The following is a 12,622-nucleotide window of genomic DNA, read 5'->3' as shown; positions in this document are numbered from 1 at the left end:
CGGTGACCAGCCCATCGCCTGACGCGACAGCACCCACGCCGGGCTTTGGCGGCGGCGACCGAGGGGGCCCCGGCGGGCTCACCCTCGAACAGAGGCGAGCGGCAGGAGCGCCTTCGCGGCGGCTGAGCATCGCCGCCGGGCCCGGCACCGGAAAGACGACCGTCTCGGCTCGCCGCTTCGGAGTCGAGCGGTTCGCTCCCGACGACCGACACGACGCCCGTGCAGTGGTGGCAGTCAGCTTCACACGATCGGCTACGCGCACCCTGGTCCGGCGAATCCAACGTCTCTGGGGGCCGCACGCTATCCGCTGGCCCCATCGAGTCATCACCCTCGACACCATCATGGTCGACCTCGTCCACGACCTGCTGAGGGCACAGCTGCTCGTCTGGCCAGATGACCACACCGAACTAGACGTCGAGGACAGCTGGGCGTCGTACGGAGCCCGAGACCGGTCCTTCCTAAGGTACGAACTCAGGTTGCAGGGCGCGAAGGTCGAGATCCACGGCATCAGGCTCAACAAGGCGATCTTCGTCGTTGACCCGAAGCGCTGTGCTCAGCTCATGCGGCAAGGAATCTGCACCCACGAAGATGTTCGGGCAGTTCTGGCCATGGCCATACAGCGAGACGATGTCCGCGCCTTCGTCCAGACCAGGCTCGCACAAACGATCAGAGCTCTGATCGTCGACGAGGTCTACGACGCCAACGATCTCGACATCGACGTCATCGAAATCGCAGTCGAGGCCGGTGTGAACGTCACAGTGGTCGGCGACATCTGGCAAGCGATGTACGTCTTCCGCGGAGCGCGCCCAGAAATCGTCCCGCAGCTCCTCGATCGCCAAGGTTTTCGCACGCTGAGGCTGACGCACTCGTTTAGGTGGCAGACCGATGAGCAAGCTCGGTTGGCGGACGGGTTGCGCAGCGGCGCGAGCACGACGCTTCCGGAGGTCACCGGTGAGCAAGTCGCCGACCTCGACGTCGTCCTCGCATCGAAGTGGGCATCGCTGTGGGAACTGGGTCCCGGAGTGTTCCCCATCGGCTTCCAGGCATTCAAGGGAGGGCCCGAGGAAGCGGCCGCCATATTAGTGCTGAACCGCGTGACCAGAAGCCTCTTCAGCACCGACGCGATCTACGTCAAGGAGGCCATCACTTCCCTCGCCATCGCCGAGGAAAACTTCCCCAACGTCGCCGAGCCCCGACTCCAGGAGATCGTGGACGTATTGAGCAGAGACGCGAAGCCCGCCCAACTCAAGGTTCACGTGAAGACGGCCTACCAGCTGTTGAGCGAGCTGGTCGAAGACCACTCTCCACGCCGCCTGAAGCCCGTGCGAGCCAACTACACGAACCGGCTGAGGGACATCCAGACCCGGCTGCTCCATCCGACCAGACCGGTCCCCGGCCTGACCGCGCATCAGGCGAAAGGTGCCGAGTGGGACGCCGTGGGCGTCTGCCTCGACGACAGCGAGCGCGCCCGCCTCGCCAACGGACTCAGCGTCGAGAGCGAGACCGACCGTCGACTGTACGTCGCTTGCACTCGCGCCCGGGGTCGGACGGTCGAGGTAGTTGCCTGAAGAAAATGGCCTGCACCCTAATGCCTGCGGCTGCGCACCCTCATGCCGAGCTCGGCGTCCCGACAGAAGCGCCGGACGAGCCGGCGTTCTCGACGTAGCCCCCGTCCTCGGGGAACCGCCCGCGCCAGCCTTCCCCGTTGGCCAACCCCGTCCGAACCCGCGTCAGGCGGGGGGGGTACTCGAACACTCACCGTCGTCTCCGACCTTCTGGACCTGCCCGCCTGGTTGGCGATGGATCCACAGCTATTCGGCCGCTTCTTCATGGTCGCCGACGTTGAGGCGGGACATGGCGAAGGCCAGGTCGTCATTGTGGATGGTCCGGAGCCGTTCAGCAGGTGGTGGCGGTCAAGTTCGGTGGAGACGTCGTTCAGAAACGGCTACTGCTTGGATGCGTCGATCTGCGCGTCCGCCCAAGCGCCGGCCCGCGCACACCGGAACGACTGCAAGGTTTCGCTATGGTCGGCGCCGTTTCACATTCTCCGAGACGACTTCGCGACGCCGAAAAGAAGACCAAGAACGTGCAAACTGGCGCGTCATAGTGGAGCCGAAGTGACGCATGGACATGGACGCAGATCCGTAGTTTCGCGATCGCCGCTGACAGGACATCGGAACTACGGAGCACGTACTGGTCCAGGCCAACCAGGGAGTCCTTCGGGATTGAACCGCGGAACGCGCGTAGTCGACGTGCACCTCGACGAAGGCAGCCTCTTTCGTCGATGGTTCAGGCCCGCCGCTGGGTGAATAGACACGCCGCCCACCCAACGCCCCTCGTCCTCGGCAACGACCTCGTAATGATCCACTCGGTAGCGGCGGCTGCCGAAGGTTTGGGTACACCCGGGATACTTGCTCGATCGCTGGGGCTCCCGTGAACGACTTCGGCGGAGGACGCCGAACTGCGCAACGCTACCTCGCGTCCCATGGTCAGAGCGAGATTGTGCTGCCGCGTGACCGGCGCTGGGTTATTGCGGCGTGGAAGTCGGCGCGGGTGACGGCGGTGCTGCCTGGCGCGGCCGTGCGTACTGGATTGGTGCGGAGGTAGCGTCGCGCGATGGTGATGAGTGGGGTGCGGCCTTCGCGTTGGAGCGGGTCGAAGAGCTCGCGAGCTTGGTGCGTGAGGTGACCGTCGGTTGGATCGATGCGCGGCAGGGCGCGGCGTACGAAGTAGAGGCGGGCGCCAAAGCCCTCTTCGATCGCTGCGCAGAGGGCGTTGTCAACCTGGCGAAAGAGCGTGTCGAGTTCGTGCAGGGAACCGAGGGGGATAGGAGAGACCGCCGAGATGCTTACCAGGCGGTTGACGGCGTCGGCGCTGTGACGGGTGGCTTCCGCTCCGGTCCCGACAAGGCCCGCGGCTGTCCGGGAAGCGCGGAGGAGGGATCCGTACGCGTGTTCGCGACGGTGAAACCGGTTGGCCAGTTCGCGATCGTGGTCACGCGTCCGGTCCACGGCGAGGTGGGAGACCTCGCGTTGGGATGTGAGGAGATGGCGGAGGTTGGCCATAGACGGGACCGAGCCGAGCGAGTTGAGAAGGCGCCGTTCAGCGGCGATCACGTGGACGATGGGTTCTGCGCTAGGCGGGACCTCCGGGTCGGGCGGGCGCCAGGCGCGCCAGTCGAGGTTGGAGTCGAGCTTGACGGATCGCTCTCTGACATGGACGACGCAGTCGTCGAGGTACCGGTCGAGCAAGCGGATTCCTCGGAGAGTCTCCCATTCGGGGAGATGGCGGTAGCGCTTGTCGAGGATGAGCAGCGCCCTGGTGATGTCGGCGACGTCGCCGACGAGGGTGAGCCACTCGCGGTGGCTGAGGAGGCCGTCGCCGGTCCCATGGCCGAGGTCGTGCTCGGCGAGGGCGGTCATCTTGGCGGCCTGTCGCCAGGACTCGAGGGCAGCGACCGGTTGGGGTGTGGTCAGTTGCTCCAGCCTGGGCAGCGGCGCGGGATTCTTGGAGACGACTCGGCCGAGCGACTGCCGGAGTCGATCGGGCGGTTCGAGGAGGTTGGCGCTGTGTTCCGCCTTGGGGTTGGGGTCGCCGTGGGCCATGGCCTGGTAGCACCAGTTGAGCACACTGTGGCGATAGCTGCGGATCAGCGCGACGACCTCTCCTCGGGAGTCCACCACGCCTGGACCGGGGTAGGCGCGTGCGAGGTCGCGGTCGATCCGGTGGCTGACGTGATACTGGCGAAGGAGGTGTGCGAGCTCGGTGCGCAGGAGGCCGATGTTCTCGCCGTACATCACTGCCGCCCGAGGTGGCCGTTCATTCGGGTATCTGTGTCGCGGGCGTCGAGCAGATTGGCGAGGACGAGCTCGACCTGGAGGGCATCGACGCCGTGGCGTACGAGGTCCTGAATGGCTTTGACGGCGAGCCGGTAGAGCAGATCAGCGGCGAGCGATCGGGGGAGTTCCTCGGACGCGGGGGCTTGGTCGCCGTGGACGAGGTCGACCTGGAGGAGTACGCGTTCGTAGGCGATCGAGCCTTCGACCGTGTGCGCGGTGTCGGCGAGCGCCGCGAGATAGGAACGGGCCTCGGCGAGTGTGATGGCGTGCGCGAGCTGCATCGCGGTCTCCTTCTGAGTGCGGAGGTGTGCTCTTCAGGTGCACGGTCACGGCCTCGGGGCGTGGTCGTCGAGCGGTGACAGGCGACCCTGATGGAGAGAGCGCGTTCGAGCACGCACGGTCCGGCCCGGCAGAGCCTTACTGACCTCCGAGGTGCCATTGGGTGGGTTCGGAGGGTTCCCCCAAGCGGTCGACGAGGTTCTGAGCCAGCTCGTCGGCGACGCTTCGCGCTTCCTTCTCAAGCTGCTGTCGCCTCGCCAGGTCCTCATGCATGAACCGCTCGAAGTCGGCTTCGCGGTCGTGGATTGGCTGCTCGACGGGCGAGGCCCCCGGACCTTCGCCAGGCCAGGCGACACGCCTTGTGGGTCGGTCGCGGTCGGCTCGGGTGCCGCAGGCGGCTACCCAGTCACGTAGCCGCTGGCGCGATTCTGCGAACTCGCGATGCCAGGCGAGCGGCGCGCTAGGGGGTGCGTCGGGGTCGTACGCGTTGAGCCAGGCGGTGTGGAGTGCAGAAAGCTCCCAGACGAGCTCGTCATGCCGATGCCACAGAGGCGGAACGATGGCGGGCTGGAGGCCGTAGGCGTACCTGAGCCAGTGGACCCAGGCGTTTAGATCGAGCCATTCGCTTTCGGCTTCCTCGGCGGTGAGGAGGTTCCAGTTGAGCGGTCGGAGGATCTCGCTTGTGGCTCCGCCGTCGTACGTCGTGGCCATCGTCGGCCTCAGAGACTGATGGCGTGGTCGACCGCGTCGGTTGCCGTGGCTGGTGTCGTGTCAGAGACAGCAGCCGCGCGGCGATGAACCTCGTAGTGGGTGCGGGCGAGGTCGTGGCCGATTCTGCGCGCCACGAACTCCTGCCGAGGGACCTTCTGGCCGTCGCGGTCGACTTCGTAATCGTTGATGTAGCCGGCGGCTACGAAGGAGTCCCCGACGCGGAACCGTTCGAATGCCCGCTCGGCGGCGGTGTCGTAGGAGACGAGGTCGCAGTGGACCGGATCGAGCTTGGTGAACGATCCGTCGGGTTCCTTGCGAAACTCCTCGATGCCGATACGTGCATGGAGCCGCGGGCTGCCGTCACGGGTCTTGGTCAGCTGCGGTGCTGTCGCGATGTAGCCGTGCAGGCTGAGCTGGGTGGGGATCGACATGACGTACCTTCCGATCGCACGACACCGCTTGCTCGGCGTCGCTCTCGGAAGCCAGGTGCGCGGTGGTGCCCTCACCGGCGGCCGTGATCAGGAAGGTCCGGTTATGGCGATGTGGCAGAAGAGGCGGTTGGTCGCTGGCGTGCGTTGGCCAGTCGACCTTCTTGGTAATGAGGCGCTTCCTATCGGCCTTCGAAGGCGGGGTCGAGCATCAAAACGCACTCAGCCCTGGTTGCTATGACCAGGGCTGAGCAGCTTCGCCGACGAACTCACGGCCCGATGTCGCCGGGTCTTCCCGGATTCAGACCTGCCAGTAGTAGCTCGGAACCGTGCCTGCACCCCAGCACAGAGAGTTGCTGCACTTCTGCTTGTGGACCTTCACAGTCCCGCTTCGCTTGCCCTTGAGGATGGTTGCCGTAGCTTTCTTGGTGGTGGTCAGGGTCGAGTTGCATCCCTTGGAGTTCCGGATCTGGACCGAGTCGATGTAGACGCCTTCGTCGTCGTAGAACTGGAAGTTCAGCGCGGGAGCGCGGCGATCGCAAGCTGTGTCCTTGACCAGCCCGTACAACTCGACGTGGCTGTTGCTGACACTCTTGACGCTCCACCTGAACTGAGCCCACTCGAAGTAGGCCGAACCACCGCCGTCGGCGTGTGCTGGAGACGTGTTGGTCACTGCGAATGTAGACAGAGCTGCGATCAGCGAGATCAAGATGGTCGTTAATCTTCGCATGCTTTCCCCTTCTCAGCGCAATTGGTACATCCGTCTCTTCTACAGGCGGGCACCCGTCGAAGAGCGAAGTCACGGCTCGAGGACGTTCCCCAAGGCGTTAGCACTCAGACTCCCGCAAGACCTTGACGTCCGAGACCCGTACCTTTCCCGCACTGTTCCCGTACCCCGTAGCCGATCCTTATCGACAGCTGCGCCCGTCATGACCTCGTCGACGGGTATCCCAATAGCTGCTCGGTCGTGGCGCGGAGTCGGGCGAGCTCGTGACCGTCGGGGCGGTCGGTCCAGCGGCGGAGGTCGGTGACGATCGGTGGTATGGATCGGAGCAGCACGAGACCGGTGCCGAAGGGGAGGGTGCGGATGGTGTCGGGCGGGAGGATGGGTACGCGGCGCGTGGAGCGTTGTAGTCCGCGGGAGCCGTGATCGCCGATGGTGATGGTGTCGGTGCGCTCGTCGCGGTCGCCGATAAGAGTGGAGAGGTCTTGTAGGTCGCGTGCGGAGGCCGTGCCCCCGAGGATGACCTTGACGATGGCGGCGTCCCAGATGGCATTGGCCGCGTGGTCGCCCCACTTGTCGCGTGCCTGGGAGAGTGACTGGAGGACGGGCATGGTGGTGATGCCCGTTCCGCCGCCTTCGGCCATGAGGGTGGGGAGTGAGGGGAGTGGGGCGAGGTTGCCGATCTCGTCGAGCGCGAGGAGCACCGGTGGGTCGAGGCGGGCGCCAGAGGAGCGGGCGGCCAGGTGGCGCGCGGTCTCGACGAGGTCTTCGATCAGCGCGGCGACCAGTGGCCAGGAGGCGCCAGCGCCGGCTCCGGTGGCGAGCAGATAGAGGGTGCCGTTGTCCTCGAGGAACGTGGCGGGGTCGAACGCCTCGTCATCGGTGGGGCTGACGGCTTCGAGGACGCGTGGGTCGGCGAGCGCGGACAAGGCGAGGGAGACGCCCATCCAGATCGAGTCGCGGGTACGTGGGTCGGATTCGATCATCGAGTCCAGCGATTCTGCCCACCCGGTCGCGGCGTCGGAGTGGCTGGCAAGGATGGCCACGGCGTCCGCTGCTGCGGAAGGAGCGAGGGTCCAGGAGAGAAGCTCCGCAGGGGTGCGTCGGTCAAGCGCCGCGGCGTGGAGGAGTGCTTGAAGGGCAGTACGGGTCTTGCCTTCCCAGAACCCGCCGCTCTCGACCCCGCCGGCGGAGAGGCCCGTGGCGGAGGCAAGGCCGGTGGCGCGGATCATCGCAGCGAGGGGGTCCTCGCAGCCGCGTACGGGGGACCAGCGAAGGCCACTAGGGAGGCCCTCCGCCAGGCGTTGGGGGTCGAAGATGGCGACTGGTCCGCGCTTGCGGCGGGCCTCGAGCGTGATGGTGATGTTGTCGGGACGGGTAGCAGTGGTGACGACGGCCCCGGGAGCATCGAGGATCGCGTTGACCACCAGGTGGAGGCCCTTGCCGGAGCGAGGTGGGCCGAGCACGAGCACGGAGTCCTCGACCGAGGTCCACACGCCTCGCCCTCGGGCAGTGCCGAGGAGGTATCCGACGTCGTGGGCGTCTGGGCTGGGAAGGCTGGGGCGAAGGTTGTGAGCGCGCTTGAGGAGGGCAGACTCGGAGGCGACGCGCGTGACATCGCGGCGGGTCGCGACGCCATCGACGCGGCGTACGTCTCGCTTTGACGTTTCTCGTATGGTGCTGAGCGCCCGCCAGCCTGACCAAGCGATCGCCCCAATGAGGGCGAAGAGTGCCGCAACCACGAACCAGTAGGCGATGGGCGAGAGACCGTGAGCGCCGAGGGCAGCACCAGGATCAGTCGGAGTGGCGATCACACCGCGTGCGCCATCGAGCCCTCGCTGAGGTCTGGTCGCTCTTGTCAGCCATGCCGCGATTGACCCGGCCAGGCGGAGCAGTCCCAGGACGACAGCGCCGCCGAGCAGAACGATGAGGCCGAGATTGACCAGCTGGTCGTCGACCTGGCGCGGACCGGGGTTCACGACCTCACGCCTTCACCGCCGTCGGCAAGAGCGGCCGACACCTTCGTGTCTCGTCCGATGAGGAGCACGTCGTTGCCGTATCTCTGCAGGAACGCCGGAGGCATTCGCATAGGAACGGTGCCGTCGGTCTCCGCGGTTCGCCGCGCCACCACGACCGCGACCAACACGTCCTCACCGGCATCGAAGCGTCCGCGGATTCCGTGGGATGCCGGGCGGCTGGGCGCGGGGGCTGGCGGTGCGGGGTCGTGATCGCCAGGTACTTGGATGTCGATGTACTTCTCGCCGTTGGACTCGGTGATCTCGACGCGGATCGGCCCAAGGTCACGAGCTAGGTCTCGGAGCAGTCCTCGCACATGGTCACGGTCGAATCCGGGAGGGATCGCGCATGGCTCCTTGTCGATGGTGACTGTGAGTGCGCCGTCGGCGTCGACTTCGATCCGGACGGTTGGGAGAGCGATCGGGACGTCGGTTCTTGAGTGGCTGGCCATCACAGACCTGGCTGTTCGACCGAGGTGGTCTCGGGCGTCGGGCGGCTCAGGTCGCGCCCGTTCGGCATCGAGCGGGCGGAATCGTCGCGGTCCAGTCCTGGTGGCGTACCGTCGGGGACCTTCTCGGTGTCGAGATGGTTCAGGATGCTGATCGCCGCGAAACGGACGCGCGCAGCGGTGTCCTGGACGACTTGCACCGGATCGGTGCCTGGCACCTGCGAGGCCCAGGTCGACACGTACGGGACGCTGTACTGGCTGCTGTCCATCCCGTGAGCCCCCGTGATCATCATCGAGACGCCCTCGGCCTCGACCTCCTTGATGCCGCGGTGCAGAGCCGCATCCTCTTGCATGTCGAAGGGGGAGTGCAGCAGGACATGGCCGGCTTCGTGGGCGAGCGTGCGGACCATCGCAGCGTCATCCATGTCCACACGGACCGAGACCGAACGGGTCATGAAGTCGGTGAGCCCGTTCGTGCCGCCGATCGCAGCCGCGTTAGACACCAGGCGCAGATCGAACCCACGCTCGGTGATGTGCTCGGCCAGGGCCTCCCACAACCCCTCGGGAGCAGCACCCTCGAGCAGCTTCGGCTTGGGTGGCTCGGGAATCGGATCGCCCTCGGTCTGCGAGATGTCCCAAACGTACGCCGGCCGCAGCCCGGCCATCTTGTATCTCGTCGTCTCCCCAGGCTTGGCCCGCTCGCCGCCCGCGAGACGCCGCCACGAGCCGGGGTCCTGCGGGGTCATCGACGCGACCCTGACTTTGACCGGTGCCATGATCTGCGTGCCGGGCTGACCTTTCATCACTGACCGTCCAAGCGTCTGCCATTGGCGGTACCCGGCGACATAGGTCGGTATTGGGGTCGGCACCAACCCCTGCGCGTAGGCCTCTTCGTGTGCCCGGTGGATCAGGAGGACGTTGTGGAAGCTCCTGCTCCGGAACTTGGTCGCGAACTCGAGCGCTCGACGCCAGTCTTCGCCCGTGACCAACTGTTCGACCTCACCGACCATCCGCTCGTGCATCACCTCGAGCTGCGCTTGACGCTTCGCCCGCGCTTGCGCCTTGTTGTCAGCCCGACGCATGCGCCGTGTTTGGTCGTCGTTCCATGCCATGTTGATGAGGTGCACACCGGTTGACCTCTGGACATGCTGAACGGGTCTTGGAGCTGTGGTCCCTACCAGCTGGTTCGGGGGTGCGGCGTACGCCTGGCGCGGATCGACGGCGCGGCTCCGTGTCCCCGATCCCGGGTATCCAGTGTTCGGATCACCAGCGAGACGATTCTACGGTCGCGAGTATCGCCGCTATGACCGCCTATCCTCCGGGCCCTTCGATGCCACCGCCCTCTGGGCCACCTCCGGCGCCCAGGAAGCGCCGGCGCAGGTTGGTCGTCATCGTTGTAGTGGTCTCCGTGCTCGTCATCGGCGCAGCAGGTGTCGTGATCTGGCGCGGTGTCGAAGCGATCATCGACTACAGGCAAGAAGCTGCGGCGGCCGCGAAAGTCAAGGCCAACCAGGATGCCTGGAGGACGTGCCAGAAGGAGATCGGGGACTTCGTCGACGCTGTCTATGCGATCGACAGCCAGCTCGACGTCGGCGTAACGAACGGTGAACTTAGGGAGGCGGCAGGCGACGCGGCCGTCGAGCGGGGAACAGTTCAGTCGTACGACCTGGCCGACGGCTGCCAGAACATCTACAACTTGGCCTCCGGCGCACTGGCCGTTTACGCCTCCACGGCGCAGGAGTGGAACGACTGCATCACCGACTGGTACTGCACCGTGAACACCGACGACTACCAGCTTCAGTGGGCTGGTGCATCCGGCGACATCAACAAGGCGCGCTCCGGCCTCTCCGGAGGGTACGACCCGGACGACCCAGACGCTGAACCAGCGTTTCCTGGACGGACCGAAACCGGGTCCGCTTGATCCGAGACACTGGTCAGTTCTCGTCCGCCTCGGCAATAGACCCCTGCGCGTCTACAGCAGGATCCACTTGATGGAGCTCTCACGCTGTTCCGGAGGAGCAGGGTCTGAACCCATGGCGTCGGGGCCATGCCCCCGCGTGCAGGCGCAGCGGGTTCTGCGGATCTCGGCTAGGAGTCGGTCGTTCCGGATGCTCTGCGTGAGGTGTCGTATAGCGAAAGTTCGGCCGGATGTAGTTGCGCCTGAACGAGAAAGGATCGGTCTTTGATCCGCCAGAGACCTTGGCCGGTTCCGAGCGTCGGGAGCAGGGACTGCTCGGTGCCCGTGAGACCGAGGGCCGACGCAGTGTGACCGAGTTGATCCGTCTCTTGTCTGTAGACAACACGCGTCTCGGCATTCGCGAGGAGCGAGGATGCCAGCGCGCGGGCGGCGGAGCCGTGGTCGCCGACGTTGTCGAGGTCGGTGAGCTTGTGAAAGATCAGCATGTTCGCGATCCCGTAGTGCCGGGCGAGACGCCAGTGGGCGTCCATCCGGCGGAGGAGCGCTGGGTGTTGCATCAGGCGCCAGGCCTCATCGTAGATCACCCAGCGTTGGCCGCCGTCAGGATCGAGGAGGGCGGACTCCATCCAGGCGGAGGCACAGGTCATCAGGACGGAGATCAGAGTGGAGTTCTCGGAGACCCGGGAGAGGTCAAGGGAGACCATCGGCAGGGACGGGTCGAAGCGTACGGTCGACGGACCGTCGAAAAGGCCCGCAAGATCGCCGGCGACCAGGCGCCGAAGACCGTGACCGGCCAGACGACCGTCTTCGATTAGACGTCCGTCGGGATCGTCTCTGGGGTCGGGAGAGAGGAGTCGGTCGACAACAAGCGGCAGGACCGGAACGTCAGTCGCGCGCGAGGCAGCGGTCAGGGCGATGTCGATGGCAGTGTGCTCCAGTGGGGTGAGATGTCGACTCAGCATCGTCTCAGTCAGCGCACCGATCAGGTCGCGGCGGCGGGCAGTCACCTGACTCGCCCATTGGGCGTCGTCGACGCCACGTGGCCGGTGGCCCTCGTCGAGTGGATTGAGTCGGTTGGACAGGCCATGGCCGAGTGCGATGGCTTGGCCGCCGACGGCTTTCGCGACTGGTGTGTGTTCGCCCTTGGGGTCGCCCGGGACGTACACGCGTCGCCCGAAGGAGATCGATCGTGCGTACAGGCTCTTGGCGAGGGCTGACTTGCCTGCGCCGACGATGCCGGCGAGCACCACGTTGGGGGCGGTGATCAGGCCGCGGGCGTAGAGGACCCAGGGGTCGTAGACGAACGAGGAGCCGGAGTAGAGGTCGGTGCCGACAAAGACGCCATCGGCGCCGAGTCCGCCTTCGGCGATGAAGGGATACGCCCCAGCTAGGGTTGCGGAGGTGTCCTGGTGGCGGGGGAGCCGGAGCCTGCCAGGAGTCCGGAGAGCCGCACGGCCTGGCTCGCCGGACCGCGGTAGCGGTCGTGTCGCGCGGCGCTCTGCTGCGAGGGCTTCGAATTCGGCCCGCCTCTGTGTGCGTAGCTGGGTCCGGTCTTCAGAAACGAGGTGCTTGGCTAGTTCGCGGCGTCGCTTGCGGTCGCGGCGTGACTCCCGTCCTGGGGAGACCAGCGTGGCTGATTGGAGGCGGTCGGTCATCGCTGGATTCCGGTGCCTGCGATGGCGCGACTGCCGCCGATCGGTTGGTTGAGGGTCGGATCCGGTGGCGCGTACGAGATTCGTGCCTCGTTCTGACATGCACGGTCGATTCCGCTTGCGGCCTGGGTGAGGATCTCGGCAGATCGGTGGACTTCCCAGGAGACCGCGTATGAGGTTGCCCTTCCGCTGCGAGTGCTCTCGGCGACGCGGGCGCGGCCGGGGTCGAGAGCGTCGTGGACTCGGGCAATCTGGTGAAGGGCCTGTGACATCGAGCTGAGTGCGAGCGAGATGTCGCCAAGCAGGTCGTAGAGCTCGCCGGGGTCCTCGATCCTCCGGCTGCTGTGGGCGAGGTGGCGCAGGCTTTCGCGTGCTTGGGCTGCGTGGGTGCTTGAGTCGCTGGTTGGCATGGTGCGTCTCCAGTTCTGATACGGGGCGTTTCAGCGAAGAGGTGCATGTAGGGGACCTTCGGGTGGTCAGCGTGCTGCTATGCGGAGTCGCCGCCGAGTCGGATGATCTCGCCGTTGACGTAGTCGTTGCGGACGACGGCCAGGAAGAAGTCGGCGTATTCGTCGGGGGCGTCGAGCCATGGTGAAAGGACACGCCG

Annotated in this window: 11 protein-coding genes; 2 read left to right on the top strand and 9 right to left on the bottom strand. The window is 66.0% G+C overall.

All coding sequences use genetic code 11. The annotated features are described in order from the left end of the window. Window positions 1–2: 2 nt before the first annotated feature. On the top strand, window positions 3–1,568 hold the full coding sequence (locus ABZU72_RS12200; protein ID WP_355019117.1) for a UvrD-helicase domain-containing protein: 1,566 nt from the start codon (window positions 3–5) through the stop codon (window positions 1,566–1,568). 921 nt (window positions 1,569–2,489) lie between these two features. On the opposite strand, the gene ABZU72_RS12195 is transcribed toward ABZU72_RS12200, so the two are convergent. The 8 genes from ABZU72_RS12195 to ABZU72_RS12160 all read right to left on the bottom strand — a co-directional run bounded on the left by ABZU72_RS12195 (window position 2,490) and on the right by ABZU72_RS12160 (window position 9,572). Beyond that, entirely contained in the window at window positions 2,490–3,797 is a 1,308-nt protein-coding gene (locus tag ABZU72_RS12195) for a hypothetical protein (RefSeq protein WP_355019116.1), read from the bottom strand. Beyond that, window positions 3,797–4,120, bottom strand: coding sequence for a hypothetical protein (locus ABZU72_RS12190; RefSeq protein ID WP_355019115.1), 324 nt, complete (start codon window positions 4,118–4,120; stop codon window positions 3,797–3,799). Before ABZU72_RS12190 ends, ABZU72_RS12195 begins: the two co-directional genes overlap by 1 nt. 136 nt (window positions 4,121–4,256) lie before the next feature. Further along, on the bottom strand, window positions 4,257–4,829 hold the full coding sequence (locus ABZU72_RS12185) for a hypothetical protein (protein WP_355019114.1): 573 nt from the start codon (window positions 4,827–4,829) through the stop codon (window positions 4,257–4,259). An 8-nt stretch (window positions 4,830–4,837) separates the two neighbouring features. Beyond that, window positions 4,838–5,260 carry a single-stranded DNA-binding protein gene (locus tag ABZU72_RS12180; RefSeq protein WP_355019113.1) on the bottom strand — a complete coding sequence of 141 codons (423 nt, stop codon included), beginning with the start codon at window positions 5,258–5,260 and terminating at the stop codon, window positions 4,838–4,840. Window positions 5,261–5,558: 298 nt separating this feature from the next. Continuing rightward, window positions 5,559–5,930, bottom strand: a complete 372-nt coding sequence (locus ABZU72_RS12175; RefSeq protein ID WP_355019112.1) for a hypothetical protein — start codon at window positions 5,928–5,930, stop codon at window positions 5,559–5,561. Between the two features lie 254 nt (window positions 5,931–6,184). Further along, window positions 6,185–7,960 carry a TraM recognition domain-containing protein gene (locus tag ABZU72_RS12170; RefSeq protein WP_355019111.1) on the bottom strand — a complete coding sequence of 592 codons (1,776 nt, stop codon included), beginning with the start codon at window positions 7,958–7,960 and terminating at the stop codon, window positions 6,185–6,187. Next, window positions 7,957–8,313, bottom strand: a complete 357-nt coding sequence (locus ABZU72_RS12165) for a hypothetical protein (protein WP_355019110.1) — start codon at window positions 8,311–8,313, stop codon at window positions 7,957–7,959. Before ABZU72_RS12165 ends, ABZU72_RS12170 begins: the two co-directional genes overlap by 4 nt. A 134-nt stretch (window positions 8,314–8,447) precedes the next feature. Beyond that, window positions 8,448–9,572: an ArdC-like ssDNA-binding domain-containing protein gene (locus ABZU72_RS12160; RefSeq protein WP_355019109.1), complete on the bottom strand. Its 1,125-nt coding sequence runs from the start codon at window positions 9,570–9,572 to the stop codon at window positions 8,448–8,450. A gap of 254 nt (window positions 9,573–9,826) precedes the next feature. On the opposite strand from ABZU72_RS12160, the gene ABZU72_RS12155 reads away from it, so the two are divergent. Beyond that, the gene (locus tag ABZU72_RS12155; protein WP_355019108.1) at window positions 9,827–10,366 is read left to right on the top strand and encodes a hypothetical protein; all 540 of its coding nucleotides are present in this window, start codon (window positions 9,827–9,829) and stop codon (window positions 10,364–10,366) included. Window positions 10,367–10,533: 167 nt separating this feature from the next. Here the strand turns inward: ABZU72_RS12155 and ABZU72_RS12150 are convergent, their stop codons facing one another. Then, window positions 10,534–12,018: an ATP-binding protein gene (locus ABZU72_RS12150; RefSeq protein WP_355019107.1), complete on the bottom strand. Its 1,485-nt coding sequence runs from the start codon at window positions 12,016–12,018 to the stop codon at window positions 10,534–10,536. Between the last annotated feature and the right edge of the window lie 604 nt (window positions 12,019–12,622).

This window comes from Nocardioides sp. NPDC004968 (assembly GCF_040608935.1).
Classification (GTDB): domain Bacteria; phylum Actinomycetota; class Actinomycetes; order Propionibacteriales; family Nocardioidaceae; genus Nocardioides.
This window is presented reverse-complemented; position numbering and strand designations above follow the sequence as displayed.